General features: G+C 73.0%; 14 protein-coding genes and 1 pseudogene. 9 read left to right on the top strand and 6 right to left on the bottom strand.

The window, feature by feature from the left end; translation table 11 throughout:
• Window positions 1-15 precede the first annotated feature (15 nt).
• Complete coding sequence (locus ACPPVO_RS00855; RefSeq protein ID WP_426509222.1) at window positions 16-897, top strand: hypothetical protein; 882 nt, start codon at window positions 16-18, stop codon at window positions 895-897.
• A gap of 566 nt (window positions 898-1,463) precedes the next feature.
• On the opposite strand, the gene ACPPVO_RS00850 is transcribed toward ACPPVO_RS00855, so the two are convergent.
• Entirely contained in the window at window positions 1,464-2,312 is an 849-nt protein-coding gene (locus ACPPVO_RS00850; protein ID WP_426509220.1) for a menaquinone biosynthetic enzyme MqnA/MqnD family protein, read from the bottom strand.
• Between the two features lie 74 nt (window positions 2,313-2,386).
• Here ACPPVO_RS00850 and ACPPVO_RS00845 point away from each other — a divergent pair, with 74 nt between their 5' ends.
• Entirely contained in the window at window positions 2,387-3,247 is an 861-nt protein-coding gene (locus ACPPVO_RS00845) for a hypothetical protein (protein ID WP_426509218.1), read from the top strand.
• Here the strand turns inward: ACPPVO_RS00845 and ACPPVO_RS00840 are convergent.
• Both ACPPVO_RS00840 and ACPPVO_RS00835 read right to left on the bottom strand, forming a co-directional pair.
• On the bottom strand, window positions 3,159-4,385 hold the full coding sequence (locus ACPPVO_RS00840) for an MFS transporter (RefSeq protein ID WP_426509216.1): 1,227 nt from the start codon (window positions 4,383-4,385) through the stop codon (window positions 3,159-3,161). The two genes, ACPPVO_RS00845 and ACPPVO_RS00840, sit on opposite strands and share 89 nt — an antisense overlap.
• Before the next feature lie 60 nt (window positions 4,386-4,445).
• Window positions 4,446-5,018, bottom strand: coding sequence for an ArsR/SmtB family transcription factor (locus ACPPVO_RS00835; protein WP_426509215.1), 573 nt, complete (start codon window positions 5,016-5,018; stop codon window positions 4,446-4,448).
• A gap of 54 nt (window positions 5,019-5,072) precedes the next feature.
• On the opposite strand from ACPPVO_RS00835, the gene ACPPVO_RS00830 reads away from it, so the two are divergent.
• The 3 genes from ACPPVO_RS00830 to ACPPVO_RS00820 all read left to right on the top strand — a co-directional run bounded on the left by ACPPVO_RS00830 (window position 5,073) and on the right by ACPPVO_RS00820 (window position 8,849).
• Entirely contained in the window at window positions 5,073-5,840 is a 768-nt protein-coding gene (locus ACPPVO_RS00830; RefSeq protein ID WP_426509213.1) for a VOC family protein, read from the top strand.
• A 243-nt stretch (window positions 5,841-6,083) separates the two neighbouring features.
• Window positions 6,084-8,051 (top strand): HelD family protein, encoded by a 1,968-nt coding sequence (locus ACPPVO_RS00825; RefSeq protein WP_426514487.1) that lies wholly within the window; start codon window positions 6,084-6,086, stop codon window positions 8,049-8,051.
• Between the two features lie 45 nt (window positions 8,052-8,096).
• Window positions 8,097-8,849 (top strand): VOC family protein, encoded by a 753-nt coding sequence (locus ACPPVO_RS00820; protein WP_426509211.1) that lies wholly within the window; start codon window positions 8,097-8,099, stop codon window positions 8,847-8,849.
• On the opposite strand, the pseudogene ACPPVO_RS00815 reads toward ACPPVO_RS00820, so the two are convergent.
• From ACPPVO_RS00815 to mqnE, 3 genes and pseudogenes are all read right to left on the bottom strand, one after another.
• Window positions 8,827-9,087: pseudogene (locus ACPPVO_RS00815) on the bottom strand (zinc carboxypeptidase); the annotation flags it as partial. The gene ACPPVO_RS00820 and the pseudogene ACPPVO_RS00815 overlap by 23 nt on opposite strands.
• Window positions 9,088-9,256: 169 nt before the next feature.
• Entirely contained in the window at window positions 9,257-9,538 is a 282-nt protein-coding gene (locus tag ACPPVO_RS00810) for a DUF4229 domain-containing protein (protein WP_360367612.1), read from the bottom strand.
• Between the two features lie 18 nt (window positions 9,539-9,556).
• On the bottom strand, window positions 9,557-10,726 hold the full coding sequence (gene mqnE, locus ACPPVO_RS00805) for an aminofutalosine synthase MqnE (RefSeq protein WP_426509209.1): 1,170 nt from the start codon (window positions 10,724-10,726) through the stop codon (window positions 9,557-9,559).
• A 315-nt stretch (window positions 10,727-11,041) separates the two neighbouring features.
• Here mqnE and ACPPVO_RS00800 point away from each other — a divergent pair, with 315 nt between their 5' ends.
• The 4 genes from ACPPVO_RS00800 (at window position 11,042) to ACPPVO_RS00785 (ending at window position 19,187) form a co-directional block, all read left to right on the top strand.
• Complete coding sequence (locus ACPPVO_RS00800) at window positions 11,042-12,502, top strand: NlpC/P60 family protein (protein WP_426509207.1); 1,461 nt, start codon at window positions 11,042-11,044, stop codon at window positions 12,500-12,502.
• A 152-nt stretch (window positions 12,503-12,654) separates the two neighbouring features.
• Complete coding sequence (locus ACPPVO_RS00795) at window positions 12,655-17,145, top strand: hypothetical protein (protein ID WP_426509206.1); 4,491 nt, start codon at window positions 12,655-12,657, stop codon at window positions 17,143-17,145.
• Window positions 17,146-17,315: 170 nt separating this feature from the next.
• On the top strand, window positions 17,316-18,530 hold the full coding sequence (locus ACPPVO_RS00790) for a DEAD/DEAH box helicase (protein WP_426514486.1): 1,215 nt from the start codon (window positions 17,316-17,318) through the stop codon (window positions 18,528-18,530).
• Window positions 18,531-18,581: 51 nt separating this feature from the next.
• A complete protein-coding gene (locus tag ACPPVO_RS00785) occupies window positions 18,582-19,187 on the top strand; it encodes a putative glycolipid-binding domain-containing protein (RefSeq protein ID WP_426509205.1) in 606 nt (201 codons plus the stop codon).
• The last annotated feature ends 1 nt before the right edge of the window (window position 19,188 follow it).

Raw genomic sequence — 19,188 nt, 5'->3', positions numbered from 1 at the left:
AGGGACCACCGACTGATGCGCAAGCGTGTCGGACTGACCGCGTTCGTACTGCTCGTGGCGGCGCTGCTCGTCGGCGTACCTTTCGTCTGGGGCAGCGATCTGCTCGGGGCCAGCTCCGACGCCGCCGCGCCCGCCGCCCCCGCGCCGAGCGAGAGCCCCGCGGCCAGCGAGGCCCCGACGCGCAAGGCGGCCCCGGCCGCGCCGACCGCCCCGACCCTGCCGCCCGCCCTGCTGCACCCGGCGACGGTCGCGGTCGACGCCACCGGCTTCTGGTCGTGGACCGTCCTGGACCGCCGCACGGGCGCGATGGCCGGCTCGGACAACGCCAACAGCGCCCAGCGCACCGCCTCCATGATCAAGGCGTGGCTCGCGTCCGACTACCTGCGCCGCAACCCCAATCCGAGCAAGTCGAACCTTTCCCAGCTCAGCCTCATGATCCGCAACAGCGACAACAACGCGGCCGCGTACTTCTGGGGCCTCGACGGCAGGTCCGCCAGCATCACGCGCCTCGTGCAGACCTGCGGGCTGACCGACTCGAAGGCGTACATCGACTGGGCCTCGACCCTGGTCTCCGCCCGCGACGCGGCCCGGATGGGCGCGTGCATCGGCGACGGGCGGGCGGCCGGCCCGAAGTGGACGGACTGGCTGCTCAACGAGATGCGCAACGTGGCGAACGACCAGAAGTTCGGCATCACACCGGCGCTGCCCGCGGCGGAGCAGGCGGGGACGGCGGTGAAGAACGGGTGGATCGCCCGGAGCGACGGAAAATGGCACGTGAACTGCATGGCGATCGGGACGGACTGGGTGCTGAGCGTGCTGACGGTGTACCCGGCCGCGAAGGGGCAGGGGTACGGCGAGAACATCTGCTCGAGCGTGACCAGGCAGTTGCAGGCCTGACCGGCGTGACTGGCCCGACCGACGCGACCGACCCGACCCGCGTGGCCGGCCCCACCGGCGCGACCGAGCCGACCGGCGCGACTGGTCCCACCTGGGCGACTGATCCGGCCCGCGCGGCCGGTCGCTGGCGTTCTCGGGCCACACGACGAGGTCGGGCCGCGGAGTTGTCGAGCACGACGAGCATCCGGCGTCCGACCGGCACGACTGACCCCACCTGCACGACTGGACCGACCGGCGTGACTGGTCCGACCAGCGCGACTGGACCGACCGACGCGACTGGTCCCACGTGTGTGGCTGGTCCCACCTGCGTGACTGGTTCGACCGGCGTAACTGGCTCGACCGGCGTAACGAAAAGTCCGACACTTCGTGATCGGACTTTTCGCATTTATACCCCGTCCGGAGATAAGTCCGAAAAGTCGCGGCGCGGAGCGCCCGACTTTTCGCAAAGCAGACTTTCCGCCCACCGTCCGCCGGCCGGCTCCACGTCCCGCCGGATCGCGACTTCCCTCCAAGCGGACTTTTCGGACGAAACGAACCTGCGCGCCGTCCGAGCGCCGACAGGCGGCTCAGCCCTCGAAGAACGCCGGCCCGCCGGGCGGCAGCGGAGGCACGGCGCCCCGCTCGGCCGCGCGCCGGGCGAACTCGCGCACGCCCTCCACCTGCCGCTCGCCCAGGGAGAAGTCCAGCGTGCGGAAGTACGTCGCCAGCGTCTCGGCCGAGAGCGTCTCCCAGCGCGCCGCCGCATCCGCGACCTCGTCCAGCTCGGTCAGGCACAGCTCGCGCGAACGGAGGAACGCCTCGTGCACGTCCTTGACCAGGCCCGGATGGGCCTCGGCGAAGTCGCGGCGCACGGCCCAGGCCGCGAAGACCATCGGCAGGCCGGTCCAGGTGCGCCAGGCCTGGCCGAGGTCGGTGACCTGCCAGCCGTGCTGCGGCGCGTCGTGCATCGCGCGCAGGGCCACGTCGCCGATGATCACCGCCGCCTCGGCCTCGTCGAGCATGCGGGCGAGGTCGGGCGGGCTCTGGAAGTACGTCGGGCGGACGCCGACATGGGACTCGAGGTACATCTGCGCCAGCATCACGCCGGTGCGCGAGGTGGCGCCGAGCGCGACCGGGCGGCCGTCCAGCGACTCCAGCGGTACCGCGGAAACAAGGTTCACGGAGAGGACCGGGCCGTCGCTGCCCACGGCGAGATCGGGCAGGAGGAGGAGGTCCTCGGCGTTGCGGAGGTACTCCACCAGCGAGATCGGCCCGATGTCCAGGTCGCCCGCGACGAGCGCCGCATTGAGCCGCTCCGGGGAGTCCTTGAACAGGTCCACGTCGATCAGGGCGCCGGACCGCATCAGGCCCCAGTAGATGGGCAGGCAGTTCAGGAACTGGATGTGGCCGACGCGGGGCCGCTGCAGTGCAGGCACAACGCCCATGGTGCCCCAACGGCCGGGCTCCACACGGACGGGGCGGCCTTTCTCACAGCCGCTACCCTCGTGTGATGCGACGCCCCCTCGCTGTGCTCACGCTGCTCGCGGCGCTCGCGACCGCCGGCTGCTCGGGCGGCGCCACGCCGAAGGCCGCGACCAGGCAGGTGCCCGCGGCCGCCGACACGTTCGAGTCGCCGGACGCCGCGCCGAGCGAGATCCCGAGCGCCGCGCCGAGCGGGCCGCTGTTCACGCCGACGCAGACGGTCACGATGAACGTCAAGGGGTTCTGGTCGTGGGCGTACTACGACCACAAGACGGATCAGATGTACGGCTCCACGCCGTACACCACCAGCGACACGGCCTCGATGGCCAAGGCCTGGGTCGCCGCGGACTGGCTGCGCCGCCAGGCCGAGTCCGGCAAGCAGCCCAGCAGCACCGCGATGGCCGAGCTCAGCCGCATGATCCGCGACTCCGAGACCATCAACACGTTCAAGTACCACGTGCAGAACGGCAATCTCACCTCGATCAAGCGCATGATCACCGTCTGCGGCCTGACCGAGACCAAGGGCACCCAGAACTCGTGGAGCCTGACCCAGATGTCGGCCCGCGACGTGGCGCGCCTGGCCAAGTGCATCGGCGACGGCCGCGCGGCCGGCCCGAAGTGGACCGGCTGGCTGCTCAACGAGATGCGCAGCGTGCGCGGCCCGGGGCGCTTCGGCCCGATCGAGGCGCTACCGGCCGACGTGCAGAAGACCACGGCGATCAAGAACGGCTGGCTGGCCCGCGACGACGGGCAGTGGCACATCGCCTGCATGGCGGTCGGCGACGGGTGGAGCCTGGGGATCATGGCGCACTACCCGAGCTCGCTGGGCAAGGACTACGGGGCGAAGACGTGCCGCGAGGTGACGAAGCAACTGCTGACGCAGCACTGAGCAGCGGTACCGCGAACACGACCGCGACCGCCACGCCCGCCGCGCCGCAGCCGAGCACGATCGCGCGCGGGCCGAAGTGCTCGACGAGCACACCGCCGGCCGCGTAGCCGACGAGGTTCGCGCCGTTGACGATCGCGCCGAAGCGGGCGTAGTACGCGCCCCGCACGGGCGCGGGGACGCGGCGCGCGGCGAGGACCCCGAGCAGGGTGTTGTCGATCCCGTTCAGGACGCCGCCGAGCAGCCACAGTGGGTACAACTGCCAAACCGTCGTCAAGAGGCCCGACCCCAGCACCACGAGGGCGGTGCCCAGGAACACCGCCGCGAGCAGCCGGGCCAGGCGCCCGTCGGGCCCGCGGATGGAGGCGCCGAGCCAGGCCCCCGCGAGCATGCCGGCCATCCAGGCCGCGTCGACCAGGCCGTACTGCGCCGCGCTGCCGCCCAGCGGGCCCCGGATGTAGAACACGCCGACGACCAGGTTGACGTTGAGCGCCAGCACCAGGGCCGCAAGCAGCCCGGCGGTGGCGGCGAGGAGCCGGTCCTGGCGCAGCCGCCAGCCGGTCGTCCCGCCCGCGGCCGCGCGCCGGCGCCGGGTCCGGAACAGCAGCCCGGCCGCCGCGACCGCGAGGTAGGTGGCGGCGTCGATCAGCAGCGGTACCCGCAGCCCGAACGCCCCCACAAGCACGCCCCCGAGCGCGGGCCCGGCCAGGGCGCCCAGCGCGTTCGCGGTCTGCCCGAGCGCCATCGCGCGCCCGAGCCCCTCGGGCCCGGCCATCTCCGGCAGCAGCGCGCTGAACGTCGGGGCGGTGACCGCGAGCCCGGCGCCGAGCAGCGCGACGAGGCCGATCAGGGCCCAGGTGCAGGTCGTGAAGGCCATCGCCGCGCAGCAGGCCGCCTGGGCCACGCCGGTGACCGTGAGCAGGAGCCGGCTGTCGACGCGGTCCACGACCCGGGCCGCGAGCGGTACGAACAGCACCTCGGGCAGGACGGCGGCGACGAACACCGCGGCGATGACGGCCCCGCCGGCGCCCCGCTCCTGCAGCGCCAGCACGAGCGCCGTCGTCGCGAGGAAGTCCCCGAGCAGGGAGACGCCGCGGACGGTGGCGAGCGCGTACACATCCCGGCGAGATGTGAAAGACATACTTCGAAAATAATGCTTCACATGTGCCGCGAGCAAGCCCGTCGATTCACGTGAAACGGACTAAACTCGGGGAAATGCCCGGTATGTCACGTCTACCGCGCGCGCTTCGGCGGGCGGGTTCGGACGCGCGCGCCGCGAGTACGGCTCGAGGAGGTCCAGCACCCGCTCGTTGAGCTCACGCAGCTCGTCCGCGGTGACCACGAGGTTCACGCCGGCCGAGACGGAGGCGAGGTACCACTCGTACGGCTCCTCGTCGCGCCGAGCGAGCCAGGTCCGCGCCCGCGCGTCCTCGACGTCGAGGAACATGCCCGCCAGCTCACGGTCCGCGGCCTGCTCGGCGGCGCCCCGCTCGGGCCCGGTGGCGACCTCAAGCCCGCGGTGCTGACTGCGCCAGAGCCGCTCCCGCCCGTCGCCGCGGCTGGGCGCCTCCTCGATCAGCCCCGCCTTGGCCAGGGCCCGCAGGTGGTAGCTGGTCGCGCTGGGCGAGAGCCCGCACACCAGGGCGAGCTCGGTGGCGGTCGCCGGCTCCCCGGAGAACAGCCGGTCGAGCACGGCGATGCGCGCCGGATGCGCGAGCGCCCGCATCGTGGCCGCGTCGCGAACCCGAGCCTGCCGCCGACCGTCGTCACCCAATGTGTACCCCTTCAGACGATCTGGAACGTCTGACCATTTGCCTACTCTGGCGCGGTGCGAGTACGAGGGTATGCCCCCGCGACGCCCTGCTGGTCGGTGCTGACCAGCCCCGACCCGACCGCGGCGGCCGCGTTCTACACCGGCCTGTTCGGCTGGACGACGGCCGAGACCGAGGACGGCGCCACAGTGTTCCTGCTGCGCGACCTGGTCGTGGCCGGCCTGGCCCCGTCGTCCGCCGAGCGCGCGGCCTGGCTGACATACGTGGCCACGGACGACGCCGACGCGACGACCGCCCAGGTCACGACGGCCGGCGGCACGGTCCTGCAGCCCCCGGCCGAAGTACCGGGCCGCGGCCGCGCCGCCCTGTTCGCCGACCCGGCGGGCGCGGTCTTCGGCGCCTGGCAGAAGTCCCGCTTCGCAGGCGCCCAGGTCCAGGACGAGCCGGGCGCGATCTGCTGGAGCGAGACGGTGACCTGGGACGTGGCGACGACGTCGACCTTCTACGGCAAGGTCTTCGGCTGGACCGACCGCGAGGGTTCCGTGGCGGGCTCGAACTTCGAGTACCACGAGTGGGTCTCCGACAACCGCGTGGTCGGCGGCATGAGCGTCATGGACGCCAAGTACCCGCCGGGCACCCCGCACCACTGGCGCACGATCTTCTCGATCGACGACTGCGCGGGCTTCATGACCCGCGCAACGGACCTGGGCGGCCGCGTCCTGGCCGGCCCGATCGACGCGGGCATAGGCCTGGCCTGCCAACTCCTGGACCCGACGGGCGGCCAGGTCCTGGCCATCGACGTCATCCCGGAGCTCCGCCCCTGACGGCGCCGAGCAGCTCGCCGGCCGCCGCCTCGCGATCGCGGCCGGAGTTCCAGGCAGCCGGAGACCGGCCCGACCGGTGTCACTGAACCCTGCCCCGCCGAAAATCGGTGGACAGGGCTGGCGAATCGCGTAGCGTGGATGGCCGCTTGACGGCCGCGGTTATGTAGCACCGCAGCGGACGTCCCACGCGCCGGGTTTACCACTCCCGGATACGCGAGCGAGCCGAACGCGACCTCCAAGAGGATCATCGTGCCCGCACTCGAAACCGAGCTCGCCCAGGAACAAGCGCACCTCGACTCGTCGCGCGCGGCGCTCAAGCGCATGCGCGAGCGGGCCGAGGACCTGTTCGCCACCGGGGATCAGGTCGCCGGCGACCCGTTCGCGGCCGAGACGCTCGGGCGTACGCTCGCCCGGCGGATCGCCGACCTCGCCGACAACCCCGACACGCCGCTGTTCTTCGGGCGGCTCGACATCGACGAGCACCGGTACCACGTCGGCCGCCGTCACGTCACCGACGCCGTCGGCGAGCCCATGGTGCTCGACTGGCGCGCGCCCCTGAGCCGCAAGTTCTACCAGGCCAGCGCCGTCGACCCGCAGGACGTGGACGTGCGGCGGCGGTTCGGGTTCGTCAAGGGGCAGCTCACCAGCTTCGAGGACGAGCACCTGAGCCGGGGCGAGGAGCAGGGCACCAGCCAGATCCTGCTCGACGAGATCGAGCGGCCCCGCGTCGGGCCGATGCGCGACATCGTCGCCACGATCCAGCCCGAGCAGGACGCGCTGGTGCGCGCCGAGCTCGACGAGTCCATCTGCGTCCAGGGTGCGCCCGGCACCGGGAAGACCGCGGTCGGGCTGCACCGGGCCGCGTACCTGCTCTACCTGCACCGCGAGCGCCTACGCCGCGCCGGCGTGCTCATCGTCGGGCCCAACTCGGCGTTCCTGCAGTACATCGCGAGCGTCCTGCCCACCCTCGGCGAGCTCGAGGTGCGGCAGTCCACGATCGACGGGCTGCTGACCACGCCCGTGCGCGGGGCCGACAGCGAGGCCGCCGCCGAGGTCAAGAACCAGGAAAAGATGGCGGCGGTACTGCAACGCCGCCTGCTGGCCAAGATCGGGCGGCCCGAGGAGCCGCTCACGGTGTCGGACGGCTCGTACCGCTGGCGGCTCTCGGCCGACGCGCTCCGCCGGATCGTCGACGACGTGCGGCGGGAGGCACCGCCGTACGGCATCGGCCGCGAGCGCGTCCGCGCCCGGATCGTGGGCCTGCTCATGCGCCAGTCCGAGGCCCGCCGCGGTGACTCGCCCAGCGAGGGCTGGCAGCGGCGGATGGGCAAGGCGGTCCCGGTGACCGAGGTCCTGGACAAGGTCTGGCCCGCGGTCACGCCGGAGCAGCTGGTGTTCGAGATCCTCAGCGACCCGGCCGACGAACAGCTCGACGAGGCCGAGCGCGGCGCCCTCGCCTGGGCCAAGCCGCCCAAGTCGGCGAAGTCGGCGCGGTGGAGCACGGCCGACGCGGTGCTCATCGACGAGGCCGCCGGGCTGATCGACCGGGTGCCGTCGTTCGGGCACGTGGTCGTCGACGAGGCCCAGGACCTCTCCCCGATGCAGGCCCGCGTCATCGCGCGGCGCAGCGAGCACGGCTCGATCACGCTGCTCGGCGACCTCGCGCAGGGCACGGCGCCGTGGGCCGCGCGGGACTGGCGGGTGCTGCTGTCGCACCTGGGCAAGCCCGAGGCCCGGGTGGTACCGCTGACCACCGGCTTCCGGGTTCCCGCGGCCGTCGTCGAGCTCGCCAACCGGCTGCTGCCCTCGCTCGGGGTGGACGTTCCTGAGGCCCGCTCGCTGCGCACGGACGGCGCGCTGACCATCGGTACCGTCGCGGATGTCGAGGGATCGGTCGTGGACGCCGCCCGGGCCGCGCTCGACCACCCCGGCTCGGTCGGGATCATCGCCGCCGACGCGGCCGTCGCGGGGCTCACCGACGCCCTGCGCGAGGCCGGCCTCGACGCCGAGGAGCGGGTGACGGTACTGCCGGCGAGCCTGGCCAAGGGCCTGGAGTACGACCACGTCATCGTGGTCGAGCCGGCCGACATCGTGACCGCCGAGCCCCGCGGCCTCAACCGGCTCTTCGTCGTGCTGACGCGCGCCGTTTCGCGGCTCGATGTGCTCCATTCGCGACCTTTGCCGGCCGCCCTGGAAGGATTCGCCCACTGATGGCAGCATCTCGGTCTGTCGAGGACCGGAGCCGGAGGGAACGTCATGCGAGTGCGGGGTTATGCACCGGGCACGCCGTGCTGGGCGGAGCTGGTCACCCCTGACCCGGCCGCGGCCGAGCGCTTCTACGGGGAGCTGTTCGGCTGGGGCCGCAACGACGACGGGCACTTCACGCTGGGCGGGCGCGCCGCGGCCGGCCTGCGTCAGGGGCGCCCGGGCGGCACGGCGGCCTGGCTGATCTCGATCTCCACGGACGACCCGGCCGGCGCCGCGGCGGCCGTCGAGCGTTCCGGCGGGGCCGTGCGCGTCCCGCCCGCCAGCGTGCGTGACCTCGGTACCGCCGCCGTCTTCGCCGATCCCGGCCACGCGCTCTTCGGCACCTGGCTGCGCAGCCGGTTCGTCGGCGCCCAGGTCACCTTCGAGCCCGGCGCCATCTGCTGGTTCGAGCTGGCCGCGCGCGACGTCGACCGCTCCGGCGCCTTCTACAAGGAGGTGTTCGGCTGGCACACCGTCGAGGCCGACAGCGAGGGCCAGCCGTACTTCGAGCTGCACCACCACAACGACACCGTCGGCGGCCTCGTGCCGATCGACGACCGCTTCCCGCCAGGCGTCCCCGACCACTGGACGGTCTGCTTCATGGTCGAGGACGCGGCCGCCGCATGCGAACGGGCCACCGAGCTCGGCGGCTCGGTGGCCCGTGGTGCCGAACCGGCCTCGGCCGGCTTCTACGCGCGCCTGGCGGACCCGTCGGGCGGGCACTTCGCCGTCATCGAGTTCACCGAGGACTGGATGCTGTAGCGCACAGCTGCTGCTTGCCGATCACCCGGTACGCACAGTCGCCGTACTCGGCCAGGGTCAGGCTGGCGTCCTTGTTGCAGGCGGTCTGCGCGTCGATCACGCTCGAGGACGGGTAGAAGCCGCCCTTGGACGCCGAGTTCGGGTACATCTCGAAGGTGAACGCCCAGACGCCCTGGGTGGCCCAGAGCCAGTCGATGACCGAGCCGTCGGTGATGTACAGGCTGCTGGACTGCTCGGGCGGTACTGTCCCGACTTCTGCGGATAAATCGGACTGGTCGGGCTCGCCCCGGCCGGGTTGACCGCGAAGAGCGTCACCACCCCGACCACCGCGAGCGCCACCATCGGCACGAACCTGCGACCCATCAAGCCCCTTGAATGACCACGCGCCATCCAAGGCTTAATTGGCTTTAGTCCGATTTGGTGGCGCTTTCACCCCCATCATCATCCCCGTTGAGGGCGGCACGCAGCCGTTCCTTGTTATCCGCGCGCCGCTGGGCCATCCCGACGGCCTGCACGGAAGCCTCCTCGCGCAGCCCGCGGAGCAGGAAGAACGCGAGGATCGCGGAGACGAACACGGCGATCATGAGCTTGAGGAGCACGTCGATGTCGAGCGGGAGCACGAGCATCACGAGCGCGGCGAGCCCGAAGAGCCCGAACCGCGCGAGCGTGTACTTGATAAACGGTGACATGGTGAGCCCAGCGTAACGTCAGGCCCAGACCTGCTGGGGCTCGGAGCGTCGCTCCGCCAGCGGGGTCGGCCGGTCGTACTCGCGGACGATCTCGTACTTCGTGTTGCGCTCGACCGGCTGGAAGCCCGCATCCCAGATGAGGTGCAGCAGGTCCTCGCGGTGCATGGTGTTCGGCGTGCCGTAGCTGTCGGCGTCGTGCGTGATCTTGTACTCGACCACCGAGCCGTCCAGGTCGTCCACGCCGAAGTTCAGCGACAGCTGCGCGACCGAGAGGCCGTGCATGACCCAGAAGCACTTCACGTGCGGGACGTTGTCGAACATCAGGCGCGACACGGCGAAGGTCTTCAGGCTCTCGGCCGGCGAGGCCATCTTGGTGCGGGCCTGGAGCTTGTTGCGGACCTTGCCGTCGGCGGAGTCGACGAAGTCGTGCTGGTAGCGCAGGGGGATGAAGACGGTGAACCCGCCGGTCTCGTCCTGCAGCTCGCGCAGGCGCATGACATGGTCGACGCGGTGGCGGGGCTCCTCGATGTGGCCGTACAGCATCGTCGAGGGGGTCCGCAGGCCCTTGCTGTGCGCGAGCCGGTGGATGCGCGACCAGTCCTCCCAGTGGGTGGCGTGGTCGACGATGTGCTGGCGGACCTCCCAGTCGAAGATCTCCGCGCCGCCGCCGGTCAGCGACTCCAGGCCGGCGTCCATGAGCTCGTCGAGGATCTCGTCGGCGGGCAGGCCGGAGATCTTCTCGAACCACTGGATCTCGGTCGCGGTGAACGCCTTGAGCTTGACTCCGGGCAGCGCCGCGCGCAGCTCGCGCAGGACCTTCGGGTAGTACTTCCACGGGAGGGTCGGGTGCAGACCGTTGACGATGTGCAGCTCCGTGAGCTGCTCGTCCTCCATCTCCTTGGCCTTGGCGACGGCCTCGTGGATGCGCATGGTGTACGCGTCCTTCTCGCCCGGCTTGCGCTGGAACGAGCAGTACGCGCAGCTGGCCGAGCACACGTTCGTCAGGTTGAGATGCCGGTTGACGTTGAACATCACCCGGTCGCCGTTCTTCTCGGTGCGCACCTGGTGGGCCAGGCCGCCGAGCCAGACGAGGTCGTCGCACTCGTACAGAGCGACGCCGTCCTCCCGGCTCAGCCGCTCCCCGGCGGTGACCTTGGCCTCGAGTTCGCGCTTCAAACCTGCATCCACGGCAGCCAGCGTACGTCGGACCTGTCGTTCGATCTGCATTCACCTCGGTACGACGAAGCTGACATTGATCGCCCCCTCGACGTGTGTCGCCTCGTGCGGTAAGAAAAAGTGGGCAGAAACACGGTCGGGCGGCAGACCGACTGATCGATCGACAACGATCGACCATGTTGCATGGCTAACCGACTGGGGACGGTGGCAATGAGCGGGCTGGTACTGAGGGCGGCGTTTCCGGGTGAGACGCCGGCGCCTTCGGTGGTACATGAGCGCTCTCCGGCGCTCGTGAAGGAGCGTCGTCCGCTGCTCAGGCGGGGTCCGGTGAAGACCGCGGTCGTGGTGTGCAGCATGCTCTGCGCCCTGATCGCGCGCCCGGCCTACGCCGACCCCGGGGGCGACATTCCGGACACCGGCTCGCGGCCGATCGCCTCCGGCGAGCTCGTGCTGCCTGGGGCCACCGGCGCGACGACCGCCCCGCCGGCCACGACCACCACCCAGCGCGGGCCCAAGGCGGCCGAGCTCACCCAGCTCGAGCTGACCGTCGCCCAGCTCGGTGAGAAACGCAACAGGGCCTCGACCGACCTCGACACCGCGCGCAACGCGCTGGCGGACGCGCAGATCAAGCTCGCCGAGGCGAGCCAGCGGGTCGAGGAGCAGCGGCAGCGGGCCGACGACGCCGCGGCCGAGGCGTACAAGCGCGCCCAGCAGCTGGGGCCGCTGGACGGGTACGCCAGCGACCTGCACCAGTTCGGGCTGCTCGCCCCGGGCCTCGGCGGTCAGCCGGGCGGCCAGGAGGCGGCCCGCGACCTGCTGCGCGCCCAGGAGGCCGAGTCGGCCGCGCGCCAGGAGCTGCAGGCGGCCCAGCAGGCGATGCAGGCGGCGCAGAACACCTACACGCCGATCGACACCGAGTTCCAGGCCAAGAACACCGAATACGTCACCCTGCGTGCGCAGAACGACCAGCTCGCGCTGCAGATGGAGGCCGAGCAGGACGCCGCCGAGCAGGCGCTGAGCCCTAACCTGGCCGACAACCCGAACATCGACGGCATGACGGCCAACCCCAAGGCCGTCCAGGCGATGAACTACGCGCTGAGCAAGGTCAACATCTCCTGGTACGTCTGGGGCGACGAGGGCCCCGACACGTTCGACTGCTCCGGGCTGGCCTACTGGGCGTACGGCAAGGTGGGCGTGCACGTCCCGCGCGTCGCCGCCGACATGTACCACGGCACCCACGCCATCCAGGTCACCAAGAACAGCCTGGGCGACCAGCTGCTGCCGGGCGACCTCGTGTACTTCGCGACCGACAAGAGCGACTGGCGCTCGATCTACCACATGGGCATCTACATCGGCGGCGGCAAGATGGTCAACGCCCCGACGAGCGGCCAGAAGGTCAAGATCGCCGCGGTCCGCTGGTCGAATCTGTTCGGCGCGACCCGGATCTTCGATGCGGTACCGGGCCCGAACGCGACCCAGACGACCACCGCACCGCCCGGGACCGGCAGCAACCCGACCACGCCGCCGGCGAGCACCGGCTCGCCGACCCCGTCGCACTCCACCTCCCCGTCGCCGACGCTGAGCACCTCGCCGTCGCCGACGACCCAGGAGCCGACGTCGGCACCGCCGTCGCCCACCGTCGAGCCGTCGACCAGCCAGCCCGCGCCGACGAAGACCCCGCCGAAGCCCTCGACGGCCGCGTCGTCCGCCCCGCCGGTTGTCGAGAAGTCGACGTCCGCCGGCGCGAGCACACAGGCCACGACGTCGGCCGCCGCCTCGGGTAACTGACCGCGTCCGTCGGGCGGTGATCGAAAACCCGACGGACACCGATCGGGCGCTGCGTGACTCGATGTGGCACCGTGGACCCGTTGACTGACGGACGGGGAGCCCGTCGGGCACGCAATGATGCCCGTCGAGGGCACCGGTTCATGGAGGCAGCAATGGACGATCGGGAGACGCGGGACGGCACACGCGGCGAGGCGGCGCGCAGCGGCCCCTCGTTCGGCGACCCGGCCCCGGCGAGCGGCATCCCCCAGGATGGCCGCCCGACCCCGGAGGACGGCGCCGACCTGCCGCCGCTGCCACCACCGCCCCCGGTCGGCGCGGAGCTGCCACCGGAGCCGGCCGACGAGGAGCTGCCCGACCGGGCGTACGAGCCTCCTCCGACCCCGACGGACGGCGCCCTGTGGCCGGGCGCGAACCCGTTCGACGCCGGCGGCCAGGACGACGACGACCCGGAGCTGGCCGCGATGATGGCGGCGTTCGGCGACACGTCGGACGCGGCGCCGGCGCCTTCACCGGTGGCCTCGGTCTCGGCCCCTACTTCGGCTCCTCCGGCCTCGGCCCCTCCCGCCTCGGCCCCTCCCGCCTCGGCCCCTCCCGCCTCGGCCCCTCCCGCCTCGGCCCCTCCGGCTTCGGCCCCTCCGGCTTCGGCCCCTCCGGCTTCGTCTTCGTCGCCGTCCTGGGAGGCCTTCGCCCCCGCGCCGGAGTCGGCGTACGAGCTGCCGAACCTGAACCCGTCCCCCGACGTCTACGGCCCCCCGCCGACCGATCCGCCCCCGCCCCCGCCGGCCCCTCCGGCGCCCCGCGCGGCGGACGAGCCCTCGGACGGCCTGGCACCCCCGTTCGCCCCGACTCCCCTGGAGGGCTTCGCCCCGGCCGCGGACGAGCCCGAGCCGGAGTCGTCGATGACCCCGGTGGTGGGCCGCGCGACGGTAGCGGGGATCACGGCCCCGGCGGAGTTCGAAGAGGTACGCCACGAGGCCGGCACCTACCGGGCCACGACGTACTCGACCTCGGGCACCGACCTGCCCGCCCCGGAGTCCCCGTCGCTCGACGACCAGGCACCGCCGGCCTCCTACGAGCCCGCCCCGCCTTCGAGTGACCTCGGCTCCTACCAGCCGCCGGCCTACGAGCCGCCGCCGTCCTATTCGAGCGATCCCGGGTCGTACCAGCCCCCGTCGTTCGGCCAGCCGGCCGACGCGGATCAGCCGTCCTACGACTCCGCCCCGTCCGCGGGCAACTACCAGCCCCCGTCGTTCGGCGCCTACGGCGCGTCGTCGGACGCACCCCCGGCCCCCGCGGAACCGGCAGTCCCGTCATCTCCGGCCGCCGGCGACGAGCCCCCACCGCTCCCGAACCGCCTGCGCACCCCCCGGTCCCAGGTGGAGTCCTCCTGGGACGCCTTCGCCCGGCCGTGGAAGGCCCCGGAGCCGACTTCGACACCGCCGGCCGACCCCGAGCTCCCGGCCCCGGCCGCGTACCCGCTGCCGACCAACGAGGCCCCGGCACAGTACGGAAGCGCCCCGGCGTACGACCCGCTGAGCGAGCCGGCCCCGTCCTACAACCCGCCGGCCGAGCCCGCCCACGGTTACAGCCGGCCGGGCGACCCGGCCCCGTCCTACGACCCGCCCGGCGAGCCCGCACCGGCCTACGGCCAGGCAACGTCGTACGCCCCGGCCAGCTCCAACGACAAGGCCGACGAGCCCGCCCCGTCGTACGACCCGCTCAGCGACCCGGCGCCGTACAGCCCGTCGAGCGACCCCGCCCCGTCGTACAGCCCGTCGAGCGACCCCGCGCCGTCGTACAGCCCGCCCAGCGAGCCCGCGCCCGCATACGGTCAGGCGGCCGACCCCGCACCGTCGTACGACCCGCTCAGCGACCCGGCGCCGTACAGCCCGTCGAGCGACCCCGCCCCGTCGTACAGCCCGTCGAGCGACCCCGCACCGTCCTACGGCCCGCCCAGCGACCCCGCACCGTCCTACGGCCCGCCCAGCGACCCCGCCCCCGCGTACGGTCAAGCCGGCGGATACGCGCCCTCCCACGGTGCTGCCGACCAGGCGTTCGGCCAGGTGAGCGAGCCGCCGGCGCCCGCCGTCCACCCGTTCGCGGTGCAGCGGCCCCAGATCCCCGTGGTGCCCGAGCCGGCCGCCGCGTCGGCCGAGGTCCCGGCGGTCGTCGACGTGCCCTTCCCGGGTGCCGCCGACGTGCCGGCCCCAGTGGGCGACGCGGAGTCCCCGTTCGCCGGAGTGGCCGGGGCGCGGGCCAGCGCCTCCGTGCCGGGCCTGCACACGGTCAGCGCCGAAGAGGCGGCCCAGGCGGCCCGGGGGGCGACACCCACCGTGTACCGCGGCGGCGCCGTCAACACCCACGCAGCAAGCGACGCACCCTCGGAAGACGAGCCCCACGAGCCGCACGAGCCGATCCCGGGCCCGACGCCGTCGCCGTTCCCGAGCCCGGAGCCGGTGCCGCAGCCCGAGCCCACGCCGTTCCCGCCCGCGCCGACGCCGGAGCCGATCCCGACGCCGTACCCGCCGGCGCCCGAGCCCGGCCCGATCCCGCAGCCCGAGCCCACGCCGCAGCCGGGCCCCACGCCGGGCCCGTTCCCGCAGCCGCCGTTCCCCGGCCCGTCGCCGTTCCAGCCCGGCCGGTTCCAGTCGCCGGACGCGCCCGCCGCCCCCGGTGGCTTCGGCACGCCCGGCGGCTTCGGCACGCCCGGCCTTCCGACGCCCCCGGAGCCACCGGGACCGCCGACCTTCAGCCCGCCCCCGCTCCCCGAGCAGCCCGGACCGTCCAGCTTCAGCCCGCCGCCGCTCCCGGAACCGCCGAGCCCGCCGCCGCTCCCGGAGGCCCCGTCCTACGGCGTCCCCGACTCCCAGCCCGGCCCGTCATTCGGCCCGGGCGGAGCCGGCGCACCCTCGTACGGCGTCCCCGACTCGCAACCCGGCCAGTCATTCGGCCCCGGCGCACCGTCCTACGGCGTCCCGGACTCCCAGCCCGGCCCCTCGTTCGGCCCCGGCGCGCCGTCCTCCGGCGGCCCCGCCTACGGGGTCCCGGACGCGCAGCCGGCCTCGTCGTTCGGCCCGGGCTCGAGCGGCGGCTCCCCGTACGGCCTTCCGGACAACAACCCCGCCCCGCCCTTCGGTGCCGACCGCACCCCGCCCCCGGTCTCCAGCTCGCCGTTCCTCGCCGCGGAGGAGCCACCTCCGCTCCCGACGGAGGACGACAACCGGCCGGCCGACGGACCGAGGCCGCCCGCGTACACGACGCCGTCCGCGGAGCACCCGTGGGGCCACAACCCGTCGGGTGAGCAGCAGCCGCCGCCGGAGCAGCAGCAGCCTTGGAACCGGCCCGGGTACGTCGCGCCGCTGCCCGGCCAGCAGAGCTGGGGCCCGCCGCCCAACACGCCGCCGCAAGGACACCCGCAGCAAGGACACCCGCAGCAAGGACACCCGCAGCAACAGCAGCCGTGGCAGGGACAACAGCCGCCGCCGCAGCCGGGCCAGCCGGGCTGGCAGCCGCCCCACCCGCAGCAGCAGGGCTGGCAGGGACAGCAGCCGCCGCCCGTCCAGGGCTGGCAGCAGCAGGGCTGGCAGGGACAGCAACCGCCGCCGCAGCCGGGGCAGCCCGGCTGGCGACCGCCGCAGCCCCAGCCGCCCCAGCCGCCGCAGTGGCAGGGACAGCAGCCGCCGCAGCCGGGATGGAACGCGCCCCAGTCGGCCCCGCCCGCGCAGCAGCAAGGGTGGAACGCGCCCCAGTCGGCGCCGCCCGCCCAGCAGCCCGGATGGAACGCGCCCCAGTCCGGGCCGCCCGCCCAGCAGCCCGGATGGAACGCGCCCCAGTCCGCGCCGCCCGCCCAGCAGCCCGGATGGAACCCGCCCCAGTCCGGGCCGCCCGCCCAGCAGCCCGGATGGAACCCGCCCCAGTCCGGGCCGCCCGCGCAGGGATGGAACCCGCCGCCGGCGCAGCCGGGATGGCAGCCGCCCCCGGGGCAGCCGCAGCAGTACGGCCAGCCCCAGTACGGGCAGCAGCCGCCCCAGTATGGGCAGCAACCGCAGTACGGGCAGCAGCCGCCCGCGTGGGGGGCCCCGCCCCCGGTGCCGGGCGCTCCTGGAACGGAGAGCGACGAGCATGAGGTACAGCAGCAGAACTGGCCCGTCAGCGGGGGCTACCCGCCGCCGGCCAACCGCGGCCCCGGCAACGTGTACCCGTCCGGCGGCGCGCCGTCGCAGCACGGCCCGGAGCACGGCCAGCCCCCAGCCATCCCCCCGCCCGACGAGGAGGGCGAATTAGCCGAGGAAGCCGAGGCCGAGAAGGCCGACGCGGCCGACAGCTACGGGAAGTGGGCCCGCACCGAGCGAGCCCCCGCCGGCACTGTGTACGGCGGGAAGGGCGGCGCCACGCCGACGCCCCTCCCGGCCGACGGCGGGGACAGTCCGCTCGAGAACTCCGGGTCACTCACCGGGCACATCCTGAGCCAGGGCACCGAAGAGTCGGATGACGAAGAGGCGCCCCGCAAGTCCGGCAACCGCCGGGTGTTCGTCATCATCGCGGTGATGGTGGTGGTACTGCTGGTAGGCGGCTACCTCGCCGTCACACTGGCGCACAATTTCATCGACGAGATTTTCGGCGGCGTCAAAGCGCCCAAGTGAGGCGCGACACGGCGGCTGGGACCCTCCAGTGGGGATCGGATACTCTTAACCGTTCTCCAACGGAAGGTCCCAGCTCCTTGCTGCTCGCTGACCCCAGCTCGTATCCATCCCTCTTCGAACGGCCCACCGAGCAAGCACCCGGATTTGCGGGCCTCGGGCTTCCCACCAAACTGGTGCGGGCGCTGGCCACTGAGGGCATCACCGAACCGTTCCCGATCCAGTCGGCGACCGTCCCTGACGTGCTCGCCGGCCGCGACGTGCTCGGCCGCGGCCGTACCGGCTCCGGCAAGACGCTCGCGTTCGGCCTGCCGATGCTCGTCCGGCTCGCCGCCTCCGGCCGTTCCCGGCCCCATGCACCCAAGGCTCTCGTCCTGGTGCCCACCCGCGAGCTCGCGATGCAGGTCAACGACGCGCTGACCCCGCTGGGCAAGGTGCTCGGGCTCTTCTGCAAGACCGCCGTCGGCGGAGTGCCGTACGACCGCCAGATCTGGTCCTTGGAGCGCGGCGTCGACGTGCTGGTGGCGACGCCGGGCCGGCTCGGCGACCTGATCAAGCGGGGCGCCTGCCGCCTGGACTCGGTCGAGATCACCGTGCTCGACGAGGCCGACCAGATGGCCGACATGGGCTTCCTGCCCGAGGTCACCGAGATCCTCAGCCAGACGCCGGCGGGTGGGCAGCGGCTGCTGTTCTCCGCGACGCTGGACAAGGACGTCGACGCGCTGGTGGCGCAGTTCCTGACCGACCCGGTCACGCACTCGATCGAGCCCGCGGTGGCCTCGGTGGGGTCGATGGACCACCACGTGCTGCTGGTACCGCCGAACGACAAGATGGCCATCGCCGCGTCCATCGCCGCGCGCAAGGGCCGCACGATCCTGTTCGTGAAGACCCAGCTGGCCGTGGACGAGCTGGTGGACCAGTTCGCACGCGTCGGCGTGCGGGCCGGGGCGCTGCACGGCGGCAAGACCCAGCGGGTGCGCACCCGCACGCTCGCCGAGTTCCGTGAGGGCTCGGTCGACGTGCTGGTCGCGACCGACGTGGCCGCGCGCGGGATCCACATCGACGATGTTTCGTTGGTGGTACACGTGGATCTTCCGCGGGACCAGAAGGACTATCTGCACCGGGCGGGCCGCACGGCTCGGGCCGGGGCCGCGGGCACGGTCGTGTCGCTGGTACTGCCGCGGCAGCGGCGGCGGGCGGCGGCGCTGCTGGCCAAGGCCGGCGTCACCCCCAACGAGCTGCGCGTCCGCGCGGGCGACCCGGCGCTGGCCGAGGTCACCGGCGCGCGTCAGCCCAGCGGGGTGCCGGTGCGCATCGCCAAGAGCTCGAACCAGGGCGCTCCCGGGCGCCGTCCGACGAATGACCGGCGCCCTCCCCGCTTCCGGTAACGCTCGGTAACGTGGTCCACACAAACGCTCGCGGTCGAGTACGGTCCGGGGATGACCGTGCTACCGCGAGCGTTCGCCTGGCAGCGGACCGACACCGTCGGCGGCGAGTTCGTCACCCTGGACGACCGGCGTGGCCTGCACGCCAAGGGGGTTGCGTTCGCGGCCGACCTCGCGCTGTACACCAGCCGCTATGAGCTGCACACGGACGAGTCGTGGGCGAGCACCCGGCTCGAGGTCACCGTCGAGGGCGCCGGCTGGCTGCGCACCCTGCGCATGGAGCGGGCCGCCGGGCGCTGGCGGGTCACCACCAGCGAACAGGGCAACCTGGAGCGGCTCCTGCCGGCGACGCCGTTCTCGGGCATCGAGGACCCGGACCGGCTGCACGCGGTGCTCGACGTCGACCTGCACAAGTCGCCGCTGACCAGGTCGCTGCCCCTGCGCCGCCTCGGGCTGCACCGGGCCGAGCCGGGCACCACGGTCGACATCGAGGCGGCGTGGGTCCTGCTGCCGAGCCTGGCCGTGCTGCCCTATGCGGAGAGCTACGAGGTGCTGGCGCGGGGCCGGATACGGTACCGCTCGGAGAACTTCACCGCCGAGCTCGACCTCACCGACGACGGTTACGTCGCGGAATATGCGGGGCTGGCGACCCTGGCATGAA

Source organism: Dactylosporangium sp. McL0621, from assembly GCF_049995355.1.
Taxonomy (GTDB): Bacteria; Actinomycetota; Actinomycetes; order Mycobacteriales; family Micromonosporaceae; genus Dactylosporangium.
This window is presented reverse-complemented; position numbering and strand designations above follow the sequence as displayed.